Genomic DNA, 24,832 nt, shown 5'->3' on the forward strand with positions numbered 1-24,832 from the left:
GGTCCGCCAGGCCCACCTGCGCCAACGCCCGACGGGCGCGCTCGCGCGCGTCGGCGCCCGCCAGTCCTAGCGCCACGTTGTCCAGCACCCGCGCCCACGGCAGCAGCCGCGCGTCCTGGAACATGAAACGCGTGTCCTCCGATTCGCCCGCCTCGAGCGTGCCGGCGCTCGGCGTCTCCAGTCCGGCGAGCAGGCGCAGCAAGGTGCTCTTGCCGCAGCCGCTGCGGCCGATGATGGCGACGAACTCGCCGGGCGCGATGTCCAGGTCGATGCCGTGCAAGACCTGGCGCTCGCCGAAGGCTTTGCCCAGGCCCTCCAGCGACACCGGCTGCCCGCCGGTGGGCGGCGTCGCGACGGCGACCCGGCGCACCGGCGTCAGCGCCGCCGGCTGGGAGTCCTGCCATTCGGTCAGGACGTCGATCTCGGTCACGCTCATCATGTCTTGCCCGTCATGTCTGCGGTCACGTCTGATACCCCGGATGCCAACGCAGCCAGGCCCGCTCCAGCGCCTGCGCCGCGACGTCGGCCAGCTTGCCCAGCAGCGCGTAGATCAGGATGCCGACCAGCACCACGTCCGTCTGCAGGAACTCGCGCGCATTCATCGTCATGTAGCCGATGCCGCTCTGCGCCGAGATCGTCTCGGCCACGATCAGCAGCACCCACATCAGGCCCAGCGAGAAACGCAGCCCCACCAGGATGGATGCGATCGCGCCCGGCAGGATCACCTGGCGGTACAGCGACCAGCCGCTCAGGCCGTAGGAGCGCGCCATCTCGATCAGGTCGCGGTCCACGCCGCGGATGCCGTGGAAGGTGTTGAGGTAGACCGGGAAGAACACGCCCAGCGCGACCAGGAACAGCTTGGCCGTCTCGTCGATCCCGAACCACAGGATCACCAGCGGGATCAGCGCCAGCGGCGGGATGTTGCGCAGCATCTGCAGCGTCGTGTCGAGCGCGGTCTCGGCCCAGCGCTGCGAGCCAGTCAGCAAACCAAGCAGCAACCCGAGCCCGCCGCCGATCGTGAAACCGATGAAGGCCCGTCCGGTGCTCACGGCCAGGTGCCGCCACAGCTCGCCCGACAGCGCCAGCTCCCATGCGGCCTTGGCCACCGACGACGGCGCCGGCAGCACGCGCGTCGAGAGCCAGCCCGCCTGCGCGCTCAGTTGCCACAGCGCCAGCACCGTCAGCGGCACGAGCCAGGGCACCAGGCGCTTGAGCGCGCCGATGCCACGGCCCGGTGTCGCCCGGTTTGTTGCCTGAGCCTGAGCCGGGGCCTGAGCCTTGATCGCGACGGCGCTCATCTCAGCTCGCCGCGGCCAGCTTGGCCGGACCGGGGACGAAGTTGTTGGCGACGATCTCGCCGAAGGGGCCGGTCAGCTTGGGCGCGCTGAGCTTCTCGCGCACGTCCAGCGGCAGCAGCGGGAACACCAACTCGGCGAAGCGGTAGGCCTCTTCCAGATGCGGGTAACCGCTGAGCACGAAGTATTCGAGGCCCAGCGCCGCGTACTCCTGGATGCGGTCGGCCACCTGCTGCGGATTGCCGACCAGCGCCGTGCCCGCGCCGCCGCGCACCAAGCCCACGCCGGCCCACAGGTTGGGCGAGATCTCCAAGCCGGCGCGGATGTCGTTCTTGTCGAAACGACCGCCGTGCAGCTCCGCCATGCGGCGTTGTCCGACCGAGTCCATCGAGGCGAACTTGGCCTGCGCCGAAGCGATCACCTCGTCATCCAGATGCTTGACCAGGTCGCCGGCGGCGGCCCAGGCCTCCTCTTCGGTCTCGCGCACGATGACGTGGAGGCGGATGCCGTATTCGAGCTTGCGGCCCTTCGCTTCCGCGGCCGCGCGCACTTCGCCGATCTTCTCGGCGACGGCCTTGGGCGGCTCCCCCCAGGTCAGGTAGGTGTCGACCTGTTCCGCGGCGAGGTCGATCGCCGGTCCCGACGATCCGCCGAAGAACACCGGCGGATAGGGCTTGTTGATCGGCGGGTACAGCAGCTTGCCGCCCTTGACGCGCAGTTGCTCGCCGTCGAAATCGATGGCCTCGCCCTCGTGGCTGGCGCGCAGCACGTCGCGCCACACGGTCAGGAACTCGGTCGACAGCGCGTAGCGCTCCTCGTGTGGCAGGAACAGACCGTCGCCGGCGAGTTCATCGGGATCGCCTCCCGTGACCAGGTTGACCAGCAGCCGGCCGCCGGACAGGCGGTCCAGCGTCGCCGCCATGCGCGCCGATTGCACCGGCTGCACCAGCCCCGGCCGCAGCGCGACCAGGAACTTCAACCGCCGCGTCGCGTCGATGAGACTGGCCGCGACGATCCAGCTGTCCTCGCAGCTGCGGCCGGTGGGCAGCAGCACGCCTTCGTAGCCGAGGCTGTCGGCCGCGATCGCGATCTGGCGGTAGTAGTCGAAGTCCGCGACGCGCGCGCCCTTGGAGGTGCCGAGATAGCGCGAATCGCCGTGGGTGGGGATGAACCAGAGGATCTTCATGGGGGAAGCTCGTGTGAGGCGCCGCGATGCCGCGGCGGTGGGCTGGCGGCGCTTACTTCGCGGCCGTGGTGATCGACTTCGGCAGCGCGTCGGCGATGCGGATCGGCTTGGGGATCAGCTTGAGCGCATGGAAGGCGTCGGCGATCTTCTGCTGCTCGGCGGCGATGGCCGGCGTGATCGGCTGGATGCCGTAGGCGAAGCGCGCGGCGGCGACTTCCGTGGTCGCGAGGTCGAGTCCGATCTGCGGCGCGAGCAGCGCGGCCACGGCGGCGCTGTTGTTCTCGGACCAGCGGTCGAGCTTGGCGAGTTCCTCGATGATCGCCTGCACGACCTGCGGGTACTTGTCCGCGTAGCCGCGCTCGGCCAGGTAGAACTGGTGGTTGGCGACGACGCCCTTGCCATCGGCCACCACGCGCGCGCCGAGCTGGCGTTCCGCCGCGGCCAGGAACGGATCCCAGATCACCCAGGCATCGACGGCGCCGCGCTCGAAGGCGGCGCGCGCGTCGGCTGGCGGCAGGTAGACGACGGTGATGTCGGTGTACTTCAGGCCCTGCTTCTCCAGCAGCTTGACCAGCAGGTAGTGGACGTTGGAGCCCTTGTTCAGCACGACCTTCTTGCCCTTCAGGTCGGCGAGCGTCTTGATGGGCGAGTCCTTCGGCACGATCAGCGCTTCCGCGGTCGGCGCGGGCGGCTGGTTGGCGACGTAGACCAGGTCCGCGCCGGCGGCCTGCGCGAAGATCGGCGGCGCCTCGCCGACGGTGCCGAAATCGATGGAGCCGACGTTCAGGCCTTCCAGCAGCTGCGGGCCGGCGGGGAACTCGGTCCACTTCACGGCGATGCCCTGCGCGCTCAGGCGCTTGTCCAGGTCGCCCTTGGCCTTCAGCACGGTGAGCGTGCCGTACTTCTGGAAGCCGATGCGGACTTCGGCGGGCTTGGCAGGGGCCTGCGCGCTGGCAACACCGGAGAAGAGGCTGAGCGAGGTCGTCAGCGCGGCGACGAATGCGAGGGCCCCGCGGCGGTCGAGGAAGAACGTCATGGTGTTGGTCCTGGAGAAAGAGAAGTCAGTAGGGATCAGGGGCGCGAAACGGGGAAACGGGAGCCCAGCTCAGAGCACCAGCGCGGGACGCGAGATCGGCTCGACGGGCTGCGGCGCCGGCACGCGGTCCAGCACCTGCGACGCGCCGGCCAGCAGGCGGCGGGCGATGTCGTCGTTGATGCGGTACTCGCCGGCGGCGTCCTTGGCGATCTGCGCGTCGCAGGCGTAGACGCCGTCGACATGCGAGCGCGCGCCGAGCGCGGAGAGCACCGGCAGCAGGCCGTAGTCCAGCGCGAGCAGGTGCGCCATGCTGCCGCCGGTGGCCAGCGTCCAGACGCTCTTGCCCGCGAGGCCGTCCTGCGGCAGCAGGTCGAGGAAGACCTTCAGCAGCCCGCTGTAGGCGGCCTTGTAGATAGGGGTCGCGAGCACGACCACGCGCGCCTGGGCGACGGCGGCGAGCGCCGCGCGGATCTCCGCGTCCTCGAAGTCGGCGTGCAGCAGCGGCTGCGCCGGCAGGTCGCGGATCCGCAGCGTGCGGGTCGACAGGCCGTGGTGTTGAAGCCGCTCCGCGGCGGCGACTAGCAAGGCGCCCGAGCGCGACTTCGCGCTGGGGCTCGCGGCGATGAGCAGGACGGGCGAGCCCGGAAGGTCGGCGCTCGAAGCGGCGGTCGAGGCGTTGGCGGAGGCGGTCATGGCGGGGGGATGAAGCAGGAACCGCCTCATTCTGCGAACCGCCCCTCCCTCCCCGAACGAAGGAGATCGCCGATGCTTAGCTGATTTGCGGCTATCGCTTGCGCGCGGGTGCCGACGGCTTCCTCACCGGAACGAGCGACGCCAGGATCTCATCGCGGCAGGTGCTCAGGATCTCATCGGCCAGCGGCGAGTCGTCCGGGCAGGCGCGTGACATGACGATCGCGCCGACCGCCCGCGCGAACATGCCCAGGCACCGGATGCGCTTCTCTTCAGGGTCCGCGTTCTCCAGGACGGTGCCCTCGAGGTTCAGCGCCGCCAGCAGGCGCTCGACGCCGTCGGCGAAGGTGGTGCGCACGGCCTCGGGCTGGCGGGACGCATCGCCGCCGAGCGCCGCCATGGTGCATCCCATCCCCGGCGTGTCGCGGTGCTCGCGCGACAGATAGAACCGGACGAAGTCCGCCGCCGTCATGCCCGCCGTCAACGCCGCCGTCTGTTCGATGCCGCAGGCCGCCGACTCCGCCATCAGCTCGGCCTTGGACTGGAACTGCTTGTAGAAGCCGCCGTGCGTGAAGCCGGCCGCGGCCATCAGGTCGACGACGCCGACGCCGTCGTAACCCCGCTCGCGAAACACGCTGGCCGCCGTCCGGACCACGTGTTCCCGGTTGGCCTGCGCCTGTGCCTTGCTGACTTTCATCTGTCGCCGTGCCTGTGGATGCGTGCGAGAAGCCCACTATACATAGATGCCGATCATCATTTAAACGTTGACTTTTTGGATGACAAACATAATCATTGAAGGCCAAAAACAGGAGACAGACGAATGAAGTTGATCGAGGTCCATGCCCGCTCGGTGCTCGCGCTGGTGGCAGGTCTTGCCTGCGCCAGCCTCGGCCATGCCGCGGCCTTCAAGCTCAAGGAGCAGAGCGCCGCCGGACAGGGGCGCGCCTTCGCCGGGTCGATCAGCGAGGGCGGCGATGCCTCCGTGATCGCGAACAACCCCGCCGCGATGACGCTGCTGGACGGGCGCCTCATCCAGGCGGATGCCGCGGTGGTGAACTATTCGGCCAAGTTCGACGGCTCGGGCCGGGATGCGCTGGGCCGCCCGCTGTCGGGCGGCAATGGCGGCGATGCGGGACAGACCGCGGTGGTTCCCTCGCTCTACTTCCATGCGCCGGTGACGGACCGGATCCATCTGGGCTTCTCCGTGACGGCCCCGTTCGGTTTCAAGACCGAGTACGACGACGGCTGGGTGGGCCGCTACCAGGGCGTCAAGACCTCGCTGAAGGTGATCGACGCCGGCGTGTCGGGCGCCTACAAGGTCAACGACGTCCTGTCGCTGGGCGTCTCCGTGTTTGCGGAGCGCCTGGACGTCAAGCTGCGCAACGCCGTCGACTTCGGCGCGCAGCTGGCGGCCGCCCGGGTGCCGGGATTCCTGCCGACCAGCGCGGACGGCTTCCTCGACGTCGAAGGCGACAACACCGAGGTCGGCTACACCTTGGGCGCGCTGCTGCGTCCCGCCGACGGCACGACGGTGGGCCTGGCCTACCGCTCCGAGGTCAAGCACAAGGCCAAGGGCGTGGACGCGCGCTTCACCATTCCCGCCGCGGCGAACGCGGTGCTGTCGGTCGCGGCCCCCAACACTTTCGTGAACACCACGGTGGACACCGAGTTGACGATGCCGGCGTCGTGGACGCTCAGCATCAGCCAACGGCTGAGCCCGCAATGGACGGTGATGGCCGATTACTCGCGCACCTCGTGGAGCAAGTTCGACAAGGTGGTGCTGGACTTCGCGTCCAACCTGCCCAACCAGACGCTGGACTTCGGGTATCGGAACGCCTCGTTCTACTCGGTGGGCACGGAATACCAGATGAACGACGCCTGGACCTTGCGCGGCGGCTTCGCCTACGACCAGACGCCGGTCACCGACGCGGTGCGCGACGTCCGCGTGCCCGACGTCAGCCGCCGGTGGCTGTCGCTCGGCGCGACCTGGCGCGCCAGCAAGCAGCTGGCCTACAGCGTGGGATACACGCATCTGTTCATCAAGGACACCAGCGTCAACCTGAGGTCCCCTTCCGCGAGCACCCTGCAGGGCACCTACAACGTGGGCAGCGACATCCTGGCGGTGTCGGCCCAATACAGCTTCTAGTCCGCTTCCAGGCGCGCCGCCGCCCGCGGCCTTCGCGCAGATTCGCGCCGGCGCGGATCACGATCCAGGGGTTGTCGTGCGTTCGGCACACGACCCATTCGCCTCGGACGGCAACGTCCGGGGCGTTTTTTTGGAGCCACCGCACATGACCGGAGCAAAGGCCAGTCGAGGATCTACCTCTCAAGTCGAGTTCGGATGCTCGACCTGGCCCCAAAAACTAGTGCAGTTGAATGCTAGCGAGGACTTCTGCGGCTCCAGGTCCAGGGACAAGTAATCGAAGCTCAATCTCAAGCCGCCAGCGGAACAGTGTCGCGCGTGCTTCGAATAGACGATCCGATTTTGCCGGGTCATTGCATGCTCCCGCCATAATCTGCGCGGTCTCTTTTGGCAAGTTCGAGATGTCGCCATTGAAGTTAAACACAGCATTAGTCTTGTGTCACGACCTGCGCTCTGCCTTCGAAGCTCTAAACGTATTGCCAACCTTCCCCTACTTCTTTAGCGCGATCCCTCATTCACCTTTTCGCCGTGGTATCAGGGCGCTCGGAGCCTAGCTTCCTCCAGTGGAGCATCAGTGTCCCGGGGCACCTCCTGCGACCCGACGCCGTCTTGGCAGTCATGCGAGCCTTTGCCCGAAGCAACTGTTGACGTGACGTGGGGTCGTGACTCCAATCGAAGCACAGGAGCCAGGGAAGGCCGACGATATGGAATCGAAGCTATCGGAAGATGCGAAGGACTTGAAGCGGATCAGCTTCAAGTACCGCTCAGGTCCGGCTGCGTTGCGAAGCCTCACCGACGGCTCAGCCTACTTCGCATCACCGTCAGAGTTCAACGATTGTCTTGAAGCCAAGTTCGATCATTCAAGCATGGCGGACTACATCGCCAGCATGGATCGATCGATCAGAGATGTCGCTGAGCAGCGCGACATAACCGGCGGGTACACAGTGCCTGCTGAAAGTCTGGCGGCCTACGAAGAAGAGCATGCTCAGGAGAGCGAGAGCTTCCTCAAAGCAACTCAAGGGGTCGGAATTTATTCGACTGCGGGCTCCCCGTACAACCAGCCCATGTGGGCCTACTACAGCGACAACTCCAAGGGCTTCTGCTTCGAGGTCGAGTGGACCGACGAAGTGCTTGGTCAGTATCAGCTGATGCCAACTGGCGTCTTGTACTCGTCAGTGGCGAGAGTGCATAACCGAGCCGACATCTTCGGCAAGCTGCTTCGTGAGGAAGCAGAGCTGCACCCAGATTGGTCCATGGATCGTCTTCTTGAAGAGACGCGTTCTGACTTCTTCTTGTTTCGCTTTAACGCACTGAACACTTGCCGTGCGGTCTCAATCAAGCACAGCGATTGGGCCCACGAGAAAGAGGTTCGATTGATCGCGCCGCGCTCCGGCCCCCTTCCAATCTTGAAGCAGATCCTGAGACGCGTTTACTTCATGCGTACGGACTTCCCGGAGTTCGTCCAGGTGCTGACAAAGCTCCATCAAGACTATCCGGACGTGGAACTCATGCAGTTGGCTTTCCAGCACACTGAGAGTTACGTAGATGCGAAGCAGGTGCTGGTGAAGCTCATACCGGTGAGCGAGATGTTGGCACGCGAGGGGCGCAACACTGAGACCACCGAAGATTGATCGAACTCAAGCTCCATGGAAATATGGATGCGGCTGGCTGCAACCAACACCCGGCAGTATCCCAGCCCTTATCTCACGAGAGACCGCCGTTGAACACGAGTCAACGGCTGCTCAAACAGACGCCCTGGTTGGGATTCGACGTATTCGTCGACATGATGAAGAGGATCGAAGAAGCTTCTGAAGAAGAAGTAGAACCAGCGGGCTCCTAGGAGCCCGCTTATGCAATCTACGCGGACTGGACAGAAAGCGGCGCGGGCAGCGGAGTGCGTTTTAGCAGGTCCTGTAGCTCCTTTTTTAACTCTACAAGTTGACTGTTGTAGGCCTGAACGCTCCCCAATTTCAAGATGGTTCGGTTGGTGTCTCTGAGCCTCACACCATCGTCTACTTCCATCTGCTCACCGGCGAGCAAGTCCTTTGTTAGCGGGTTATGCAGCACCTTGTTCCGTATTGGTGCTGCCGCAATAGCGCGCGGCCAGAACGAGGCCCAATCGGAGGCCAATGCTGCATCGGCTGCTACATGCGCGACCACAAGGCCTGCTGCAACTTTTGATCGATGTGCGTAACCGAGGCTCAGGCAGACATCTCTGACTGCAGGCACTTGTTCAAGAGACTCGATGAGCAGATAGCTTGCACCCTCCAGTTGGGCAAAGTTGTAGGCTATCCAACCAAGCACGTCGAACCAATATCCGTTGAGGGAGTTGGCCTCGCTCATCTTCCAGTAGCGCTGGATGGGAGGTTCTGCTGTTGACATGGCGATCTGTGCTCTGAGTTCCGAGTGCACCAAGCGTACCAACCAGGCGTCACAGATCAAAGTCGTAGAGACGACTCAAGAGGTTGAGGCCCAACTGGCCTTGGCAGCAGTCACGTGCGCGATTCACCTTTTAGTGTCGGCGGACAGGCCCGCCGCCGGTCACTGCGTCGCCTGCGGCAGGTGCCCCAGCGGCATCTCGGTCTGCGCCTTGACCGTGGCGATCGCGAAGTTGCTGCGGATGTCGCTGACGCCCGGCAGCTTGAGCAGCACGCCCAGCAGGAACTGCTCGTAGGCCGGCAGGTCGGTCACCACGACCTGCAGCAGGAAGTCGGATTCGCCCGAGACCAGGTGGCAGGAGACCACCTCCGGCAACTGCGCGACGGCCTCGCGGAAGGCCGTCGAGGTCACGTCCTGGTGACGCTCCACCCGCACGCCGACGAACACCGTCAGGCCCAGCCCGACGCCGGCCCGGTCCAGGTTGGCGTGATAGCCGCGGATGACGCCCGCCTCCTCGAGCAGGCGCACGCGGCGCAGGCAGGGCGACGGGGACAGACCCACCTCCTCCGCCAGCTGCACGTTGGTCAGGCGGGCGTCCCGCTGGAGCGCGGCGAGGATCCGCCGATCCAGGTTGTCGAGTTTCAACATTGGCATGAAATCACTTTTATGGATATTTTCAAAGCAGAGTATGCCAATCCGATCGAGATCGACGACGCACTTCGCAATGCATCCACGACCGGGCATCGATAAAGTGCCAGGTGTTGCTCAACTTCACGGCGAGCCGGTCCGCCGGCTGAGAGTCATGGCGAATCTCGGAGTTTTCATCGGCGCGCTGGTCGCGGTTTACCTGGTCCCCGGCCCGGACATGGTCCTGGTGCTGCAGACCGCGAGCACGCAGGGCCGCCGGAAAGCGCTGGCGACCGCGATCGGCCTAGGCATCGCGCGCGCCGCCCACGTCACGCTCGCCGCCGTCGGTCTGGCGGCGCTGCTCAAGACGGTGCCCTGGGCCTTCGAAGTCGTGCGGATCATCGGCGTGGTCTACCTGGTGTGGCTCGGGCTCAAGCTCGCACGGGCGTCCAGCCTCGCGCCGGACATGGATTCGGCCGGCGCGGGCTCGACGTCCACCGCCTATCGCGCGGCGATGTGGCGCGGCCTGCTGACCAACATCACCAATCCCAAGGCGCTGCTGTTCTGCTCGGTGCTGCTGCCGCAGTTCGTGGACGCCGGGGCCGGACACGTCGGGGCGCAGTTCCTGCTGCTGGGCATCGTGCTGGTGGCGCTGGGGCTGGCCTTCGACATCCTGTACGCCCTCGCGGGCGGCGCCATGCGGCAGTGGATGCAGCGGCGCCCCTTCGCGGAGACGCTGCAGCGCTGGACCTTCGCCGCGATGCTCATCGGCTTTGGCGCGCGGCTGGCGCTCGTGGCAAGGCCGTAAGCATGCGTCCTTGAACGTGCGGCCGTAGAGAATCTGCCGTAGAAGCGCCGCCTCAGGAGAGGCGTTCGAGTTCTCTCAGCACCTCGCCGCGCAGGTCGGCCACCGCCGCGCTGCCGCGGCCGCGCGGATGCACCAGCGGCACGTCGATGCGCCGCACGATGCGACCGGGCGCGGCGCCGAGCACCAGCACGCGATCGGCGAGCAGCACGGCCTCCTCCACGTCGTGCGTGACCAGGATCAGGCTGGTGCCATGTCTTGCCGCGACCTCGCGCACGAGGTCCTGCAGCCGCATGCGCGTGAAGGCGTCCAGCGCGGAGAACGGCTCGTCGAGCAGCAGCACGCGCGGCCGCGTGTAGAGCGCCCGCGCGATCGCCGCACGCTGCGCTTGTCCGCCGGACAGCTGGCGCGGCAAGGCCTCGCCGAGTTCGCCCAGGCCGACCTCGCGCAGCAGCGTGTTCACCCATGCCTCGTCATGGCCCTGGCCGAGGTCGAAGCCGACGTTCTCGGCCACCGTCAGCCACGGGAACAGCCGCGGCTCCTGGAACACGACGCCGATGTCGCGGTCCGGCCCGCGGCGCGCGCGGCCGTCGAGCCGTACCTCGCCGTCGAAGTCCGGATCCAGTCCGGCGGCGATGCGCAGCAGCGTGCTCTTGCCGCAGCCGCTCGCGCCGACAAGGCCGAGGACCTCGCCCGCCTTCAGGTCGAAGTGGACGTCCTGCAGGATGGGCAGGTCGCGGGCGAAGCGCTTGGCGCGCACGGACACGGTCAACAGGCTCATGCGTGGCCTCCGAAGCTGTCGCGCCAGTGCAGCGCGCGTTGTTCCACCGCGGCCATCAGGCTGTCGGTCAGTTTTCCCAGCAGGGCCAGCAGGACGATCGCCGCCATCACCAGGTCCGCGCGGCCGGTCTCGCGGCCGTCGGTCAGCAGGTAGCCCAGGCCGCGGCTTGCGGCGATCAACTCGGCCGCGACCATGAACATCCACGCCAGGCTCAATCCGTTGCGCAGGCCGGTGAGCAGCGCCGGCAGCGCGGCGGGCAGCAGCACGCGGCGCGCGAGCGCCACACGGCCCAGCCCGCGCAGCCGCGCGACCTCCACCAACTTGCGGTCCACGTCGCGGAAGCCCGAGGACACGCCCATGTAGACGGGAAAGAAGGCGCCGATCGCGATCAGCGCGATCTTGGAGGCCTCGTCGATGCCGAGCCAGAGCAGCAGCAGTGGGACCCACGCGAGCGAGGGAATGGCGCGCAGCGCCTGGAAGCTCGGCGTGAGCACCGCCGCCGCCAAGCCGGACAGGCCGACCAGCGCGCCAAACAGCACCGCCAGCACCGCGCCGAGCGCGAAGCCGCCTGCCACGCGCAAGGTGCTCGCGAGGACATGCTGCGTCAGTTGTCCGTCGCGCAGCATCTGCGCCAGCGCCGCGGCGACGTCGCTCGGCGCCGGCAGCAGATTCGGCGCGATCCATCCGGATCGCACCGCGGCTTCCGCCAACGCCAGCACCGCGATCGGCGGCAACGCGCCGAGCAGCCACATCGGCCATTGCCGCGCGGACTGTGCTCTCGTCGCGCCGCCCGTCGTCTGCCGGTCCGCTCGGCCGCCCGATGGTCTGCGGACCGTCGTCGCCGGCTGCTCCGGCAGGACCGGCCCGAGCGACGAGACAGCGCGGGCGATCAGGTCAGGATCGGCGCTCATGGCTCTGGTCTCTGTCATTGCATCGCAGCGGGGTCAGGCCTTGATCAGGCCGTTGGCGAAGCGCGTGTCGACCAGCTCCGCGATCGTGCGGTTCAGGTCCACGCCGGGCTTCACCAGCTGCTCCGCGGCCAGGATGGGCGCCGCCGCCTGCAGCGCCTTCACATGCTCGTCCGACGGCTGCGGATGCGTGAAATCGCTGCGCAGCTTCACCTGCAGCAGGGCCACCGGCAGGCTGACCTTGGCCTCCTCGGACAGGATCTTCGCGGCGTCCGACGGGTTGGCGATCGTCCAGGCGCGCGCCCGCTCGTAGGCCGCGATCACGCGCTTCACCGTCTGCGGGTTGCGGTTCAGGAATTCCTCGCGCACATTCAGGAAACCGTAGGTGTTGAAGCCGACGTTGCGGTACAGCAGCTTCGAGCCTGCGTCGAGCTCGCTCGCCGCCATCAGCGGATCGAGCCCGGCCCACGCGTCGACGCGGCCCTGCTCCAGCGCCGCGCGCCCGTCGGCATGCTGGAGCGCGACATGTTCGATGTCGCCGCGCTTCAGGCCCACGGTGTGCAGCGCACGCAGCAGGAAGAGGTAGGGATCGGTGCCCTTGGTCGCCGCGATCTTCCTGCCCTTCAGGTCGGCCAGCGAGCGGATGCCGGAGTCCGGACGCACGACCAGCGCCGTCCACTCCGGGCGCGAGAAGATGTAGGGCGCGCGGATCGGATTGCCGTTCGCGCGCGCCAGCAGCGCGGCGAGGCCGGCCGTGGAGCCGATGTCGATGCTGCCGGCGTTGAGGTACTCCAGCGCGCGGTTGCTGCCGGCGCTCAGCACCCAGCGCACCGACGTGCCGTCCCTGGCCAGGTCCTCCTCCAGCCAGCCGAAGCGGCGCAGCACCAGGCTGGTTGGCGAGTAGTAGGCGTAGTCGAGCTTCAGCTCCTTCGGCGCCGCCGCCCCCTGCGCCCGCAAGGGGCCGGCGGCCAGTCCGGCGGCGAGGCCTGCGCCCAGCACCAGGGCGTCGCGACGCGTCGGGTTGTTGTTGTTCTTCGAATCGGTCTTGCGGGTCATGCGACGGGCTCCGTCAGGGGAATGTCCAGGGAAGTGAGCGTGGGGGCGCGACCGTCGGCGGTCGCTGCGGGAGACGAGGTGTCGGCGGCTTCGGCGTCGGTGCTCGGGTCGTCAAGCCGGACGCGACGTCCCGCATGCGTCGACTTGAGGCCGTCGCCCTCGCCGAACAGACGTGCGCGCAAGGTCTTAGTCGTGGTGTCGACATCGGCGCCCTCGCCCGCCTCCGGCCGATAACGACCGCGTCGGCGCAGTTCGGGCACCACGAGATCGACGACGTCGCGAAAGGTTTCGTGCGCCAACGCGAAGGCCAGGTTGAAGCCGTCCAGGCCAGTGGCGTCCTGCCACGCGATGAGCTGATCGGCGATCTCCGCCGGATCGCCGACAAAGACGGGCCCTCGCCCGCCCAGGCCGATGAACGCCGCCGCTTCGCCGACCGTCCAGCGCCGCGTGGGATCGGCGCTGCTGAACGAGGCCAGCGCCGTGCGGCCTGCCTGCGTGTCGAGGTAATCGATGGTCGCATCCAGCGGATAACGGCTGAAGTCGACGCCGGTCCAGCCCGACAGCAAGGCCAGCGCGGCCTCGATGTCGATGTGGGACTTCAGGTCCGCATGCTTCGCATGCGCCTCGGCGCTGGTCGGCGCGGTGATGATCAGCGCCTGGCCGTAGATCAGCACGTCGTCGCGCGCGCGGCCCGACTCGGCCACCGCATCGCGCAGGCCGTTCACGTAACCCTTCACCACGGACGTGCTGGGACCGCTGACGAAGACGCACTCGGCATGGCGGCCCGCGAACGCGCGGCCGCGGCTTGAGGTGCCGGCCTGGAACAGCACCGGCGTGCGCTGCGGCGACGGCTCGCACAGATGCACGCCGGGCACGCGGTAGTGCTCGCCGCGATGGTTGATCGCATGGACCTTCGCCGGGTCGGTGAACACGCGGCCGGCCTTGTCGCGCTGGACCGCGCCATCCTCCCAGCTGAGTTCCCACAGCTTGTAGACGACGTCCAGGTACTCGTCGGCCAGGTCGTAGCGCTCGTCGTGCGCGCGCTGCCCGGTCTGCCCGAGGTTGCGCGCCGCGCTGTCGAGGTAGCCGGTGACGATGTTCCAGCCGATGCGTCCGCGCGTCAGGTGGTCCAGCGTCGAGATGCGCCGCGCGAAGCTGTACGGCGGCTCATACGTCAGCGCCACCGTCACGCCGAAGCCGAGATGCTTCGTCACCGATGCCATCAGCGGCACCAGCGCCAGCGGATCGTTGAGCGGCACCTGCACCGCGTGCCGCAGCGCCGCGTCAGGCGAGCCGCCGTGCACGTCGTAGACGCCCAGCACGTCGGCCAGGAACACGCTGTCGAAGCCGCCGCGCTCCAGCAGCCGCGCCAGCTCGATCCAGTACTCGGGCTCGGTATAGCGATGCGACTCGTCGCGCGGATGTGTCCACAGCCCCGGCGACTGGTGCCCGACCGTGTTCATCGCGAAGGCGTTGAATCGCACAGGCTTGACCGCCCCGCCCGCGTCGGGCTTCGGCTCCTTGCCGCTCATTGCAGGAACGCCGGCCGCGCGTAGCCGGGGAACTTCTGCACCAGCACCGACTTGAACTCGGGCGCGCGGAAGGCGTCCGCCAGCGCCAGGGTCCACGGCGCCTGCTTGTCCTTGCCTTTCACCGCCAGCACCAGCATGTAGTGGTCAGGCGTCTTCTCCAGCAGCAGCGCGTCGGTCAGCTTCAGCCCGCTGGAGATCGCGAAGTTGCCGTTGACGATCGCATACTCCGCGTCGTCCAGCGTGCGCGGGATCTGCGCCGCCTCGATGGGCTGCAGCTTCAGGTTGAGCGGGTTGGCGGCGATGTCCTTCTCCGTCACGCGGATCGGATCGGCGCCGGGCTTGAGCGTCAGCAGCTTCTGGTCGGCCAGCAGCGCGAGGCCGTGCGCCAGATTGGCCGGATCGTTGGCCAGCGTGATGCGGTCGCCCGGTTTCACGTCGGCCAGGCTCTTGCGCTTCTTCGAGTAGATCCCGAACGGCGCCATCGGTCCTTGCACCACATCCACGATGTCCAGCTTGCGGTCCTCGCGGAAGCGGTTCAGGTAGGTGATGTGCTGGAAGAAGTTGGCGTCCAGCGCGCCCTGCGCCAGCGCGATGTTGGGCTGCACGTAGTCGTTGAACTCGACCAGCTTGACGGTGTAGCCGCGCTTCTCCAGCAACGGCTTGATGCCCTGGCGCAACACCTCGATGTTGGAACCGGCGGTCGCGCCGATGGTGATCTCCTTCTTGTCCTGCGCCTGGACGACGGGCGCGGAAAGTGCGGAGGCGGTGAGCGCGAGGGCCAGCACGGTGCGGCGGGAGAAGGTCATCGGGAAGTCCTTGAAGGTCCGGGAGGTATGGGAGGTATGGAAGGTATGAGAGAGATGAATGCGCTCAGCGCTTGTCGAGCCGCCGCGCCACGCGCTGGCCGGTGAACTGGATCAGCTGCACGAGCACGACGAGGATGGCCACCGTCAGCACCATGACGTCGGTCTGGAAGCGGTAGTAGCCGTAGCGGATCGCGAGGTCGCCGATGCCGCCGCCACCGACGACGCCCGCCACCGCCGAGTACGACAGGAAGCTGATCGCCAGCACCGTCAGCGCGCCCACCAGGCCGGCGCGCGCCTCGCGCACCAGCACGCGCAGGACGATCTGCGTCTCGGAGGCACCCATCGCGTGCGCGGCCTCGATGACGCCGCGCGGCACCTCGCGCAGGCATTGCTCGACCAGGCGCGCGAAGTACGGGATCGCCGCGAAGGACAGCGGCACCGCCGCGGCCAGCGGCCCGATCGAGGTGCCCGCGACCACGCGCGTGATGGGCACCAGCGCGACCAGCAGGATGATGAAGGGGAAGCTGCGCACGGTGTTCACCACCGCATTGATCAGCCGATGCAGCAGGCCCGCGCCGCGATGGCCCGACAGCGACTGGCCCGGGCTCAGCAGGAAGAGCAGCACGCCCAGCGGGCCGCCGAACAGCACGGCCGAGCCCAGGCCGATGGCGAGCATCAGGCCGGTCTGACCGAGCGCGATCCAGATCTCGGGCAGCAGCGCGATGAGGTTCTCAAGCATGGCGGACCTCCCGACGTCCGATGGACGCGATGACTTCGGAGGTCGCCAGCGCCGAGGCGTCCAGCGCGGCGAGGTTCGCCGCCTGGCGCTGCAGCCGTGCGAGTTCAAGGCCGAGCGGCGAGATCGCGACCCGCGACGCATCGACGACGTCGAACTGCTCGACCAGGCGGCCGTCCGCGATCACCGCCGCCCGACGGCACAGGGTCTGCACGACCTCGAGTTCATGCGTGACGATCACGATCGTGACGCCCAGGCGCGCGTTGATGTCGGCCAGCGTGGCGAGCAGTTCGCGCGTGGTCTCGGCATCGAGCGCGGAGGTCGGTTCGTCGCACAGCAGCACGTCGGGCTGCGGCGCCAGCGCCCGCGCAATCGCGACCCGCTGCTTCTGGCCGCCGCTGAGCTGCGCCGGGTACTGGTCGGCCTTGTCGGTCAGGCCGACCAGCGCCAGGCACTCGGCAACGCGGTCCGCGATCTCGCGGCGCGAGCGGCCCGCATGCAGCTGCAGCGGGAAGGCGACGTTCTCCGCCGCGGTCGCGTTCTGCAGCAGGTTGAACTGCTGGAAGATCATGCCGAGCCGCTGCCGCTCGCGGCGGAGTTCCGTCGGCTTCAGCGCGGTCAGCTCGTGGCCGGCGACGTGCACGCGACCCGCGTCGGGGCGCTCCAGCAGATTGATCAGCCGCAGCAACGTGGACTTGCCCGCGCCGCTCTTGCCGATCAGGCCCAGGATCTCACCGGGGCGCACGGACAGGCTCACGTCGCGCACGGCGTCGAACCGCCGCCCGTCGGGCAGCACGAAGGACTTGGACACGCCGTCGAGGCGGATCAACGCGTCGCCCTTCTGATCGTTCTTCCGGCCGTGTTTCGAATCGTCGTCCGGGTCGTTCTTGGGATCGCTCATCGGGACCACCTCGATCAGGAGTACGCCGTCGGATCGGGGATCCGGTCGTCGAGGAAGAAGCGGCCCAGGTCGCGCAGCTTGTAGTCGACCGGGTCGTGCAGCGTGTGCACCCGCGCGTTGCGCCAGAAGCGATCGAGGCCGAATTCGGCCGAGGTGCTGCGCGCGCCGGTCAGCTCGAACAGCTGGCTGCTGACCTCGACGCCGGCGCGGTGCGCCAGCACCTTGGCCTCGGCGCCCGCCAATGCAACCTCGCCGCGTTCCCGCGCGGTCAGCGCATCGCCGCGCTCCAGCGCGCGCCGCAGCAGGTCGACGGCGTCGGCGGAGACGGCCTGCGCCGCCCGCACCTTCAGCCACAGGTCGCCGTAGCGGTGCTGCACCAGCGGATCGTCGACCGCGCGCGCCACGCCCGATGCCGACCAGGCCCTGCCGCGCGCCGCCGTGTAGCGGCGCGCCTCGTCGAAGGCGCCTTCGCCGATGCCCAGGTACAGGTGGGTCATGATCAGTTGAGCGATCTGCGAGCGCAGCGTCGCGCGCGGCGTCGGGCTCTGGCCCGGCACCTGCAGCAGTTCATCGTCGTCCAGCCGCACCGCGTCGAAGCGCACCGTGCCGCTGTCCGTCTGGCGCTGGCCGAAGGCGTCCCAGTCCTGCTCGACGCGCACCCCCTCACGCCGCGTGGGCACGATGCCGATCAGGAATGCGCCCTCGCCCGTCGTCGCGGACACGGTCAAGCGGTCCGAGCCCAGCGAGCCGGAGCAGAAGCTCTTCACCCCGTCCAGGCGCCAGCCGGCACCATCACGTGCCGCCGTGAGCCGCGTGTCCGCGGGATTGAGCGCATTGCCCCAGAACAGCCGCTGCTCGGCCGTCTCGCGCAGATGGCGCGCGCCGTGCGCCGTCGCGGCCGGGCCGCCGTACAGCGACACGCCGTAGAGCTGCAGATGATGGAAGGCCAGCACATGCGCCAGCGCGCTGTCGACGCGGGCGATGCGCCTCACGGCCTCGCAGAACTCGGGGATGCCGCCGCCCAGGCCGCCGTGCGCCTCGGGGATCGTCAGCGCGAGCAGGCCGCTGGCGCGGATCAGCTCGCGCTGCTCGGCGGCATGGCCGCCGTCGCGGTCGCGTTGCACGGCCGTCGCGGCCAGTTGCTCCACCACGCGGTCAAGGCCTGGCCCCAGGAGCTGGGCCAGCGCGGCGACGGCGGCGGAGGAAGAAGTCGAGGAGGCGTCGTCGAGACGACGTAGCACGGGAGCGGTCATCGGCGGGGGGAACTCGGGGGCGGCAATGCGCGATGGCGCCGAGTGTTCCTGTCCGCCCGCGCGGACCGAAGCGAGAAATTCGTCTGTGCTTATGCGATGCCCGGCAACGCGCCCGCGCCGACCGGGGTCAGTCGGTGCTCAGCCCGTGCTCAACCAGGTGCAGGCGTTCTTGGCGGCCTGCGCGTTGCTCTGGATGCCGACTTCCTGCGAGAGCAGCGCCTGCATGCGGTGTGCGCATTGCTCGATGTGGCGCTTGTCGGGATGCCACGGCCCGGCCGCGTTCCCGCTGCTCTGCAGGTTCGCGTTCTTCGTGTAGACGACGCGCCAGAGCGTCTGTTTGAGGTCGCTGGCATTCATGGGGCGCAGTATTCCGAAGCCACCGGGCCCCGCGCGAGAGGGCATCGTCGTCACCGCGTGTGAGGCATTGCCCTACATCGGAGCGTCGCGTGCCGAAATGGCGCCCCGGGCTTGCCCCAGGCCAGTGCGCGCGGCCGGGCTGTTAATCTTCCATTCATGAACCTGCTGCTCGCCGAAGACGACGCGATCCTGGCCGACGCCCTGTGCGAACAGATGCGCGCCAGCGGCTTCTCCGTGGAGCACGCCCCCAACGGGGCGGTCGCGCAGTACCTGCTCGCCAAGCAGCAATTCGACGTGGTGGTGCTGGACCTCGGCCTGCCGATGGTGGGCGGCATCGAGGTCCTGCGGCAGCTGCGCCAGACGGACGCCTCGCTGCCGGTGCTGATCCTGACGGCGCTGGACAGCCTGGAGGACCGCGTCGCCGGACTCAACGCCGGGGCCGACGACTACCTGACCAAGCCCTTCGATTTCCCCGAGCTGGAAGCCCGTCTGCGCGCCCTGCTGCGCCGCAGCCGCGCGCTGAAGGCCAGCACCGAGCTGGGCCAGCTCAGCATGCAGCGCGAGACCCGCAGCGCGCAGGTGCGCGGCGAGATGCTGGAGCTCAGTCCGCGCGAGTTCGACCTGCTCGACCTGCTGCTCACGCACCAGGGCCGCGTGATCACGAAGGAGCAGATCAACCAGGCCTGGTCGGGCGACCGCAACGGGGTCCTCACCCACGCCAACAACGCCAACGGCGCCAACGGCCCCGCCAACGCCAGCAGCGCGACCGGCACCGCCGGCGCCGCCGACAGCAGCGCGGCCACCAACGCGGTCGAGGTCTACATCCACCGCCTGCGCCGCAAGCTCGAAGGCTCGCAGGTGGCCATCCGCACCGTGCGCGGCCTGGGCTACCTGCTGGAGCTGGAACGCGCCTGAGGCGCGCCCCCAACCCCAGCCCCAGCCCTGCCCTCCGATGGCCCCCGCCCGCTTCTCCCTCAAGCGCCAGCTGCTGCTGTGGCTGCTGCTGCCGCAGGTCGTGCTGTGGCTGGCGGGCGCGGTCTTCAGCTACCGCCTCGCGGGCCGCTACGCCAACGAGGCCGTCGACGCCACGCTGCTGCAGGCCACCCGCTCGCTCGCGCGCCAGGTCAAGCCGATGGGCAACGGGCTGCTGATCGACTTCCCGCGCGCGGCGCAGGACGTGCTCGAGGCCGACCCCAGCGACAAGCTGCTCTACACGGTCAGTTCGCCGCCGGGCAAGTTCATCCTCGGCAACCGCAACCTGCCCAGCCCGCCCGCGCAGCCGGCCAGCCCGCCGCTGGGCCAGGCGCAGTTCTACGACGGCGAGATCGACGCCGAGGAGGCCCGCACCGCCTCGCCGGTGCGCGTGGCCGCGCTCTACCTGCAGTTCGGCGAGAACCCCAAGGCGCAGCAGACGATGCTGGTGCAGGTGGCGCGCTCCAGCGCCAACCGCGAGCTGCTCGCGCGCCGGCTGCTGATCGACACCATGCTGCCGCTGTCGCTGCTGATCGTGCTGATGAGCATGATCGTGTGGGCCGGCGTCGGCGCCGGGCTCGCGCCGATCGCGCGGCTGCGCCGCCTGGTCGAGGGCCGCAAGCCCAACGACCTGCGCCCCATCGAGCTGGACGCCGCGCCGCAGGAGCTGCGCTCGCTCGCGCAGGCGATCAACGACCTGCTCGAGGCCGTGCGCCACAACGTCCAGGGCCAGCGCCGCTTCATCAGCGACGCCGCCCACCAGCTGCGCACGCCGCTGGCGGGGCTGAAGAGCCAGAGCGAGCTGGCGCTGGCCGAAGCGCCGCCCGGCCCCCTGACGATGCGCCTCGCCCGCGTGCATGAAAGCGCGACGCGCAGCGCCCACCTCGTGAACCAGCTGCTGGCGCTGGCGCGCACCGAGCCGGAGTCGCTGACACGGCAGACGCCGGTGCGCTTCGACCTCGGCCGCCTCGCCCGCGAGGTCACCGCCGAACTGGTGCCGCGCGCGCTCCAGCAGAACGTGGACCTGGGCTACGACGGCCCGGACTGCGATCCGGACTGCGCCTCCGCCTCGCAGCTCGAGGAGCCGCTCACCGAGCCGCGCGCGCCCGGCCTCGCCTCGGAGCAGGAGGACCGCCCCGTCGAGGTCACCGGCATCCCGCTGCTGCTGCGCGAGGCGCTGGTCAACCTGGTCGACAACGCCCTGCGCTACGCCGGCCGCGGCGCGCGGGTCACCGTGCAGGTGCACGGCACGGCCGACCGGGCGGAGCTCGTCGTGACCGACAACGGCCCCGGCATCCCCGAGGACCTGCGGGAGCAGGTCTTCGAGCGCTTCTTCCGCGCCACCCACGAGGGCAACGGCTGCGGACTCGGCCTGGCGATCGTCAAGGAGATCGTCGAGCGCCACGGCGGCCGCATCGCGCTGGCCACGGCCCGGCCGCGCGGGTTGCGCGTGTCCATGAGCCTGCCCCTGGCCGCCTGAGCACCGCGCGGCCCCTCGTCGGACATCGGTCCTCACAGGACTTGCCAACGCGGCGGCTCCCCTGAACCTGCGCGCGATGCGCAGCGACTGCGCACCAAGACGGCCCCGACAACACGCCAGGCGCCCGAAAGTTCTCCAGGGCGCCCGAAAGTCCCGCTTTTCATGCACCAGAACGCTAGTGGTAAGCACCAATATAGTTTCATTAATGAATTATTAAAGTTCAGCCCGCATGCAAGAAAGATAAACGTCCGATTAACGGCGGCACGCCCGGAGCACCGTTGACCGGAGACAACCGGAGACTGAACATGACCCGCACCTCGCGCTTGCGCACCACCGCCTTGTCGACGCTGTCGACCGCCGCCGGCCTGCTGATGGCCGCCGGCTCCGCCCACGCCCTGGACTACACCGGCTACTTCCGCGCCGGCCCCGGCGGCACCACCGACGGCGGCGCCAGCCGCGCCTGCTACGCCCTCAACGGCGGCACCAGCGGCATGAAGTACCGCCTCGGCAACGAGTGCGACATCTACGGCGAGTTCCAGCTCGCCCAGGGCTTCAAGAAGGACGGCATCGACTACAAGGTCGTGCTGATGACGGACTACTTCAATCCGCATTCCGACGCGGACGACGCCAAGCACCTGCGCCTGGCGCAGATGTACGCCGAGGCCAAGGGCTTCGACTTCGCCCCCGAGGCCACCGTCTGGGCCGGCAAGGAACGCGGCCGCCGCGGCGACATCCACATCGTCGACACCTACTTCACCGAGATGGCCGGCATCGGCGCGGGCTTCAAGGGCCTCAACGTCGGCCCGGGCAAGCTCGGCGTCGCCTACTACACCAACGACAAGGACAACAACCAGCGTCCGGCCCACCGCGGCAACGTCGAGTACGTCGACATCGCGTCCAACCCCGGCGGCACGCTGGCCTTCTTCGGCACGGCGACCAAGTCGCAGTTCGCCGGCGGCACCAACGGCTGGGGCCTGACCGCCAAGCATGTCCAGAGCAAGCTGTTCGGCTCGGATTTCAACAACGTGCTGTGGGTGCAGTACGCGCAGGGCTCCACCGGCCTGAACTCCAACTTCGGCAACCAGACCGACACCTCCGCGGCCAAGAAGTTCCGCGTCGTCGAATCGGTGAACTTCCAGCAAGGCGCCTGGGGCGGCATGGGCATGCTGCTGTGGGCCAACGAGAAGGACAACGCCGGCAAGGCCACGGTGTCCACCTCGGTCGGCGGCCGCCTGTCCTACGGCGTGACCCGCAACTTCAAGCTGCTCACCGAGGCCGGCGTCTCGCAGTACAAGCCCGACGGCGGCCAGACCGCGCGCCTGACCAAGGTGACCTTCGCCCCCACGCTGTCCACCGGCCCGGCGCTGATGGACCGACCCGAGTTCCGCCTCTACGTCACCCACGCCAAGTGGAACAAGGCGGCCGGCAACGTCACCGGCGTGGACGGTTACGCTGGCGAGACCTCGGGCACCAGCTTCGGTGCGCAAGTCGAAGTCTGGTTCTGACGCCGCCCCGACACGCCACCCCGACACGCGATTGCGGCACGCGATCCCAGCCGCGATCCTGACCGCGATCCCAACGATTTGGAGACAACCGAATGATGAAGCTCAAGCAACTCTCCCAGGCCGCCGCGCTGTGCGCCCTGATGGCCGCCGGCGCGGCCCGGGCCGGCGAGGTCGAGGTCCTGCACTGGTGGACCAGCGGCGGCGAGGCCAAGGCCGCCACCGCGTTGAAGGCCACGCTGCAGAAGCAGGGCCACACCTGGAAGGACTTCGCGGTGGCCGGCGGCGGCGGCGACTCCGCGATGACGGTGCTGAAGTCGCGCGTGGTCTCGGGCAACGCCCCGGCCGCGGCGCAGATCAAGGGCCCGTCGCTGCAGGAATGGGCCGCTGAAGGCGTGCTGACCAACGTCGACGCCGTCGCCAAGGCCGGCAAGTGGGACGAGGTCATCCCGCCGGTAGTCGCCAACATCATGAAGTACCAGGGCCACTACATCGCCGCGCCGGTCAACGTGCACCGCGTGAACTGGCTGTGGGTCAACCCCGAGGCGCTGAAGAAGGCCAACGCCAAGCTGCCCACGACCTGGGACGAATTCTTCGTCACGGCCGAGCAATTCAAGAAGGCGGGCATCGTCCCCGTCGCGCACGGCGGCCAGAACTGGCAGGACTTCACCACCTTCGAAGCCGTCGCGCTGGGCGTGGGCGGCACCGACTTCTACAAGAAGGCGTTGGTGCAGCTGGACCCGGCCACGCTGACCGGCCCGCAGATGGAGAAGGTGCTGACCACCTTCAAGCGCATCAAGGACTACACCGACAAGAACGCGTCGGGCCGCGACTGGAACCTGGCCACCGCGATGGTGATCAAGGGCGAGGCCGGCATGCAGATCATGGGCGACTGGGCCAAGGGCGAGTGGGTCGCCGCGGGCAAGACGCCGGGCAAGGACGTGCTGTGCGTCGCCGCCCCGGGCACGCAGAAGGCCTTCACCTTCAACATCGACTCCTTCGCGCTGTTCAAGCTGAAGAACGCCGCCAACGAGAAGGCCCAGCAGGACCTGGCCACCGCGATCATGTCGCCGGACTTCCAGGAACTGTTCAACCTGAACAAGGGATCGATTCCCGTGCGCACCGGCATGAAGATGGACAAGTTCGACGACTGCGCCAAGCAGTCCGCGACGGACTTCGCCGCCGACGCCAAGTCGGGCACCCTGGTGCCGTCGATCGCGCACGGCATGGCGGTCCCCGCCGCGGCCGAAGGCGCGATGAAGGACGTCGTGAGCCAGTTCTGGAACAGCGACAAGATGACGGCCAAGGAGGCGCAGACCAAGCTCGCCGCCGCCGCCAAGACGAAGTAATCGATGTCCATGAAGTAAACGCAGCAAGCGTCGCCGGCGTCTGCAACGACGCCGGCGATGCCGGCCCCGAGGGGGCGGACCCACCCTAGCGACTGGACCGCCCCCGCTCCGTTTCCCCGACGCGCCGTCCGCGGCGCGTCCTCAGGTCCGCTCCCACGCATGTCCGCTTCCCGAGCCCCCCGCAGTCCCTGGCTTCCCAAGCTGGTGGTCGCGCCGACCTTCCTCGTCTCCTTCCTGTTCATCTACGGCCTGATGGCGTGGAACGGCTACCTGTCGCTGTCCGCGTCGCGGCTGCTGCCGAACTACACCTTCGTCGGCCTGGACCAGTACCGCGCGCTGTTCGACAACGAGCGCTGGTGGCTGGCGCTGACCAACCTCGGGATCTTCGGCGCGCTGTTCATCGGCGGCGCGATGGCCGTGGGCCTGCTGCTGGCCATCCTGCTGGACCAGAAGATCCGCGGCGAAGGCGTGCTGCGCACGGTGTACCTGTACCCGATGGCGCTGTCCTTCATCGTCACCGGCACGGCCTGGAAGTGGATCCTCAACCCGGGTCTGGGCATCGAGCACCTGATGCAGCAGTGGGGCTTCGAGAACTTCAGCTTCGGCTGGCTGGTCGATCCGGACATGGCGATCTACTGCGTCGTCATCGCCGGCGTGTGGCAGTCCGCGGGCTTCGTGATGGCGCTGTTCCTGGCGGGGCTGCGCGGCATCGACGATTCGATCATCAAGGCCGCGCAGGTCGACGGCGCCTCGCTGCCGCGGATCTACTGGCGCATCATCATCCCGACGCTGCGGCCGGTGTTCTTCTCGACGCTGATGGTCGTCGCGCACATCGCCATCAAGAGCTTCGACCTGGTGATGGCGCTGACCGCGGGCGGCCCCGGCTACGCCACCGACCTGCCGGCCACCTTCATGTACACGATGGCGTTCTCGCGCGGCCAGATCGGCCTGGGCGCGGCCAGCGCCACGGTGATGCTGGCCACCATCGCCGCCATCGTCGTTCCTTATCTCTATTCCGAGCTCCGCTCGAAGAAGTAA

At 68.3% G+C, this 24,832-nt stretch carries 25 protein-coding genes; 8 read left to right on the forward strand and 17 right to left on the reverse strand.

Annotated elements, in window-relative coordinates; translation table 11 throughout:
- The 6 genes from VF536_RS04170 to VF536_RS04195 all read right to left on the reverse strand — a co-directional run.
- On the reverse strand, nt 1-436 hold a 436-nt coding region (locus VF536_RS04170; RefSeq protein ID WP_331613531.1), incomplete at its 3' end, for an ATP-binding cassette domain-containing protein.
- Nucleotides 437-461: 25 nt separating this feature from the next.
- Nucleotides 462-1,298, reverse strand: a complete 837-nt coding sequence (gene ssuC / locus VF536_RS04175) for an aliphatic sulfonate ABC transporter permease SsuC (RefSeq protein ID WP_331613532.1) — start codon at nt 1,296-1,298, stop codon at nt 462-464.
- 1 nt (nt 1,299) lies between these two features.
- The gene (ssuD, locus tag VF536_RS04180; protein ID WP_331613534.1) at nt 1,300-2,481 is read right to left on the reverse strand and encodes an FMNH2-dependent alkanesulfonate monooxygenase; all 1,182 of its coding nucleotides are present in this window, start codon (nt 2,479-2,481) and stop codon (nt 1,300-1,302) included.
- Nucleotides 2,482-2,533: 52 nt separating this feature from the next.
- Nucleotides 2,534-3,517 (reverse strand): sulfonate ABC transporter substrate-binding protein, encoded by a 984-nt coding sequence (locus tag VF536_RS04185; RefSeq protein WP_331613535.1) that lies wholly within the window; start codon nt 3,515-3,517, stop codon nt 2,534-2,536.
- Nucleotides 3,518-3,586: 69 nt separating this feature from the next.
- Nucleotides 3,587-4,210 (reverse strand): NADPH-dependent FMN reductase, encoded by a 624-nt coding sequence (gene ssuE, locus VF536_RS04190; protein ID WP_331613536.1) that lies wholly within the window; start codon nt 4,208-4,210, stop codon nt 3,587-3,589.
- A gap of 91 nt (nt 4,211-4,301) precedes the next feature.
- Entirely contained in the window at nt 4,302-4,904 is a 603-nt protein-coding gene (locus VF536_RS04195) for a helix-turn-helix domain-containing protein (RefSeq protein WP_331613537.1), read from the reverse strand.
- A 123-nt stretch (nt 4,905-5,027) separates the two neighbouring features.
- Between VF536_RS04195 and VF536_RS04200 the strand changes: the two genes are divergently transcribed.
- Both VF536_RS04200 and VF536_RS04205 read left to right on the forward strand, forming a co-directional pair.
- The gene (locus tag VF536_RS04200) at nt 5,028-6,353 is read left to right on the forward strand and encodes an outer membrane protein transport protein (RefSeq protein ID WP_331613538.1); all 1,326 of its coding nucleotides are present in this window, start codon (nt 5,028-5,030) and stop codon (nt 6,351-6,353) included.
- Nucleotides 6,354-7,012: 659 nt separating this feature from the next.
- Nucleotides 7,013-7,981, forward strand: coding sequence for a DUF2971 domain-containing protein (locus VF536_RS04205; RefSeq protein ID WP_331613539.1), 969 nt, complete (start codon nt 7,013-7,015; stop codon nt 7,979-7,981).
- 226 nt (nt 7,982-8,207) lie between these two features.
- On the opposite strand, the gene VF536_RS04210 is transcribed toward VF536_RS04205, so the two are convergent.
- Nucleotides 8,208-8,732, reverse strand: a complete 525-nt coding sequence (locus VF536_RS04210; RefSeq protein WP_331613541.1) for a hypothetical protein — start codon at nt 8,730-8,732, stop codon at nt 8,208-8,210.
- 159 nt (nt 8,733-8,891) lie between these two features.
- Complete coding sequence (locus VF536_RS04215) at nt 8,892-9,383, reverse strand: Lrp/AsnC family transcriptional regulator (RefSeq protein ID WP_331613542.1); 492 nt, start codon at nt 9,381-9,383, stop codon at nt 8,892-8,894.
- A gap of 148 nt (nt 9,384-9,531) precedes the next feature.
- On the opposite strand from VF536_RS04215, the gene VF536_RS04220 reads away from it, so the two are divergent.
- Nucleotides 9,532-10,164: a LysE family translocator gene (locus tag VF536_RS04220; RefSeq protein ID WP_331613543.1), complete on the forward strand. Its 633-nt coding sequence runs from the start codon at nt 9,532-9,534 to the stop codon at nt 10,162-10,164.
- 52 nt (nt 10,165-10,216) lie between these two features.
- Here VF536_RS04220 and VF536_RS04225 read toward each other — a convergent pair whose 3' ends face one another.
- The 9 genes from VF536_RS04225 to VF536_RS04265 form a co-directional block, all read right to left on the reverse strand.
- Nucleotides 10,217-10,942 carry an ABC transporter ATP-binding protein gene (locus VF536_RS04225; protein ID WP_331613544.1) on the reverse strand — a complete coding sequence of 242 codons (726 nt, stop codon included), beginning with the start codon at nt 10,940-10,942 and terminating at the stop codon, nt 10,217-10,219.
- Nucleotides 10,939-11,853 carry an ABC transporter permease gene (locus VF536_RS04230; protein WP_331613545.1) on the reverse strand — a complete coding sequence of 305 codons (915 nt, stop codon included), beginning with the start codon at nt 11,851-11,853 and terminating at the stop codon, nt 10,939-10,941. Before VF536_RS04230 ends, VF536_RS04225 begins: the two co-directional genes overlap by 4 nt.
- Before the next feature lie 33 nt (nt 11,854-11,886).
- On the reverse strand, nt 11,887-12,906 hold the full coding sequence (locus VF536_RS04235) for an aliphatic sulfonate ABC transporter substrate-binding protein (RefSeq protein ID WP_331613546.1): 1,020 nt from the start codon (nt 12,904-12,906) through the stop codon (nt 11,887-11,889).
- Nucleotides 12,903-14,438 carry an LLM class flavin-dependent oxidoreductase gene (locus VF536_RS04240; RefSeq protein ID WP_331613547.1) on the reverse strand — a complete coding sequence of 512 codons (1,536 nt, stop codon included), beginning with the start codon at nt 14,436-14,438 and terminating at the stop codon, nt 12,903-12,905. The genes VF536_RS04235 and VF536_RS04240 overlap by 4 nt, the downstream gene beginning before the upstream one ends.
- Nucleotides 14,435-15,244, reverse strand: coding sequence for a MetQ/NlpA family ABC transporter substrate-binding protein (locus VF536_RS04245; RefSeq protein ID WP_331613548.1), 810 nt, complete (start codon nt 15,242-15,244; stop codon nt 14,435-14,437). The genes VF536_RS04240 and VF536_RS04245 overlap by 4 nt, the downstream gene beginning before the upstream one ends.
- Before the next feature lie 64 nt (nt 15,245-15,308).
- Complete coding sequence (locus tag VF536_RS04250; protein WP_331613550.1) at nt 15,309-15,983, reverse strand: methionine ABC transporter permease; 675 nt, start codon at nt 15,981-15,983, stop codon at nt 15,309-15,311.
- On the reverse strand, nt 15,976-16,881 hold the full coding sequence (locus VF536_RS04255; protein ID WP_331613551.1) for a methionine ABC transporter ATP-binding protein: 906 nt from the start codon (nt 16,879-16,881) through the stop codon (nt 15,976-15,978). The genes VF536_RS04250 and VF536_RS04255 overlap by 8 nt, the downstream gene beginning before the upstream one ends.
- Nucleotides 16,882-16,895: 14 nt before the next feature.
- Nucleotides 16,896-18,134 carry an acyl-CoA dehydrogenase family protein gene (locus VF536_RS04260; protein WP_331613552.1) on the reverse strand — a complete coding sequence of 413 codons (1,239 nt, stop codon included), beginning with the start codon at nt 18,132-18,134 and terminating at the stop codon, nt 16,896-16,898.
- Between the two features lie 138 nt (nt 18,135-18,272).
- Nucleotides 18,273-18,491: a hypothetical protein gene (locus VF536_RS04265; protein WP_331613553.1), complete on the reverse strand. Its 219-nt coding sequence runs from the start codon at nt 18,489-18,491 to the stop codon at nt 18,273-18,275.
- A 156-nt stretch (nt 18,492-18,647) separates the two neighbouring features.
- On the opposite strand from VF536_RS04265, the gene VF536_RS04270 reads away from it, so the two are divergent.
- From VF536_RS04270 to VF536_RS04290, 5 genes are all read left to right on the forward strand, one after another.
- Nucleotides 18,648-19,406: a response regulator transcription factor gene (locus VF536_RS04270; RefSeq protein ID WP_331613555.1), complete on the forward strand. Its 759-nt coding sequence runs from the start codon at nt 18,648-18,650 to the stop codon at nt 19,404-19,406.
- Between the two features lie 37 nt (nt 19,407-19,443).
- On the forward strand, nt 19,444-20,943 hold the full coding sequence (locus VF536_RS04275) for a sensor histidine kinase (protein WP_331613556.1): 1,500 nt from the start codon (nt 19,444-19,446) through the stop codon (nt 20,941-20,943).
- Between the two features lie 305 nt (nt 20,944-21,248).
- Nucleotides 21,249-22,448, forward strand: coding sequence for a carbohydrate porin (locus tag VF536_RS04280; protein ID WP_331613558.1), 1,200 nt, complete (start codon nt 21,249-21,251; stop codon nt 22,446-22,448).
- A 92-nt stretch (nt 22,449-22,540) separates the two neighbouring features.
- Entirely contained in the window at nt 22,541-23,794 is a 1,254-nt protein-coding gene (locus VF536_RS04285; protein WP_414710277.1) for an ABC transporter substrate-binding protein, read from the forward strand.
- 159 nt (nt 23,795-23,953) lie between these two features.
- On the forward strand, nt 23,954-24,832 hold the full coding sequence (locus tag VF536_RS04290; protein ID WP_331613559.1) for a sugar ABC transporter permease: 879 nt from the start codon (nt 23,954-23,956) through the stop codon (nt 24,830-24,832).

Source organism: Roseateles sp., from assembly GCF_036486225.1.
Taxonomy (GTDB): domain Bacteria; phylum Pseudomonadota; class Gammaproteobacteria; order Burkholderiales; family Burkholderiaceae_C; genus Roseateles.

What these genes read in the sequence shown, in the direction of transcription:
- VF536_RS04290 (WP_331613559.1), top strand. Translation starts at nt 23,954, where the DNA reads ATGTCCGCTTCCCGAGCCCCCCGCAGTCCCTGGCTTCCCAAGCTGGTG.
- VF536_RS04225 (WP_331613544.1), bottom strand. Translation starts at nt 10,942, where the DNA reads ATGAGCCTGTTGACCGTGTCCGTGCGCGCCAAGCGCTTCGCCCGCGAC.
- VF536_RS04185 (WP_331613535.1), bottom strand. Translation starts at nt 3,517, where the DNA reads ATGACGTTCTTCCTCGACCGCCGCGGGGCCCTCGCATTCGTCGCCGCG.
- ssuD (WP_331613534.1), bottom strand. Translation starts at nt 2,481, where the DNA reads ATGAAGATCCTCTGGTTCATCCCCACCCACGGCGATTCGCGCTATCTC.
- VF536_RS04285 (WP_414710277.1), top strand. Translation starts at nt 22,541, where the DNA reads ATGATGAAGCTCAAGCAACTCTCCCAGGCCGCCGCGCTGTGCGCCCTG.
- VF536_RS04220 (WP_331613543.1), top strand. Translation starts at nt 9,532, where the DNA reads ATGGCGAATCTCGGAGTTTTCATCGGCGCGCTGGTCGCGGTTTACCTG.
- VF536_RS04215 (WP_331613542.1), bottom strand. Translation starts at nt 9,383, where the DNA reads ATGCCAATGTTGAAACTCGACAACCTGGATCGGCGGATCCTCGCCGCG.
- VF536_RS04245 (WP_331613548.1), bottom strand. Translation starts at nt 15,244, where the DNA reads ATGACCTTCTCCCGCCGCACCGTGCTGGCCCTCGCGCTCACCGCCTCC.
- ssuE (WP_331613536.1), bottom strand. Translation starts at nt 4,210, where the DNA reads ATGACCGCCTCCGCCAACGCCTCGACCGCCGCTTCGAGCGCCGACCTT.
- VF536_RS04280 (WP_331613558.1), top strand. Translation starts at nt 21,249, where the DNA reads ATGACCCGCACCTCGCGCTTGCGCACCACCGCCTTGTCGACGCTGTCG.
- VF536_RS04275 (WP_331613556.1), top strand. Translation starts at nt 19,444, where the DNA reads ATGGCCCCCGCCCGCTTCTCCCTCAAGCGCCAGCTGCTGCTGTGGCTG.
- VF536_RS04255 (WP_331613551.1), bottom strand. Translation starts at nt 16,881, where the DNA reads ATGAGCGATCCCAAGAACGACCCGGACGACGATTCGAAACACGGCCGG.
- VF536_RS04265 (WP_331613553.1), bottom strand. Translation starts at nt 18,491, where the DNA reads ATGAATGCCAGCGACCTCAAACAGACGCTCTGGCGCGTCGTCTACACG.
- ssuC (WP_331613532.1), bottom strand. Translation starts at nt 1,298, where the DNA reads ATGAGCGCCGTCGCGATCAAGGCTCAGGCCCCGGCTCAGGCTCAGGCA.
- VF536_RS04200 (WP_331613538.1), top strand. Translation starts at nt 5,028, where the DNA reads ATGAAGTTGATCGAGGTCCATGCCCGCTCGGTGCTCGCGCTGGTGGCA.
- VF536_RS04230 (WP_331613545.1), bottom strand. Translation starts at nt 11,853, where the DNA reads ATGAGCGCCGATCCTGACCTGATCGCCCGCGCTGTCTCGTCGCTCGGG.
- VF536_RS04195 (WP_331613537.1), bottom strand. Translation starts at nt 4,904, where the DNA reads ATGAAAGTCAGCAAGGCACAGGCGCAGGCCAACCGGGAACACGTGGTC.
- VF536_RS04210 (WP_331613541.1), bottom strand. Translation starts at nt 8,732, where the DNA reads ATGTCAACAGCAGAACCTCCCATCCAGCGCTACTGGAAGATGAGCGAG.
- VF536_RS04270 (WP_331613555.1), top strand. Translation starts at nt 18,648, where the DNA reads ATGAACCTGCTGCTCGCCGAAGACGACGCGATCCTGGCCGACGCCCTG.
- VF536_RS04240 (WP_331613547.1), bottom strand. Translation starts at nt 14,438, where the DNA reads ATGAGCGGCAAGGAGCCGAAGCCCGACGCGGGCGGGGCGGTCAAGCCT.
- VF536_RS04250 (WP_331613550.1), bottom strand. Translation starts at nt 15,983, where the DNA reads ATGCTTGAGAACCTCATCGCGCTGCTGCCCGAGATCTGGATCGCGCTC.
- VF536_RS04260 (WP_331613552.1), bottom strand. Translation starts at nt 18,134, where the DNA reads ATGACCGCTCCCGTGCTACGTCGTCTCGACGACGCCTCCTCGACTTCT.
- VF536_RS04235 (WP_331613546.1), bottom strand. Translation starts at nt 12,906, where the DNA reads ATGACCCGCAAGACCGATTCGAAGAACAACAACAACCCGACGCGTCGC.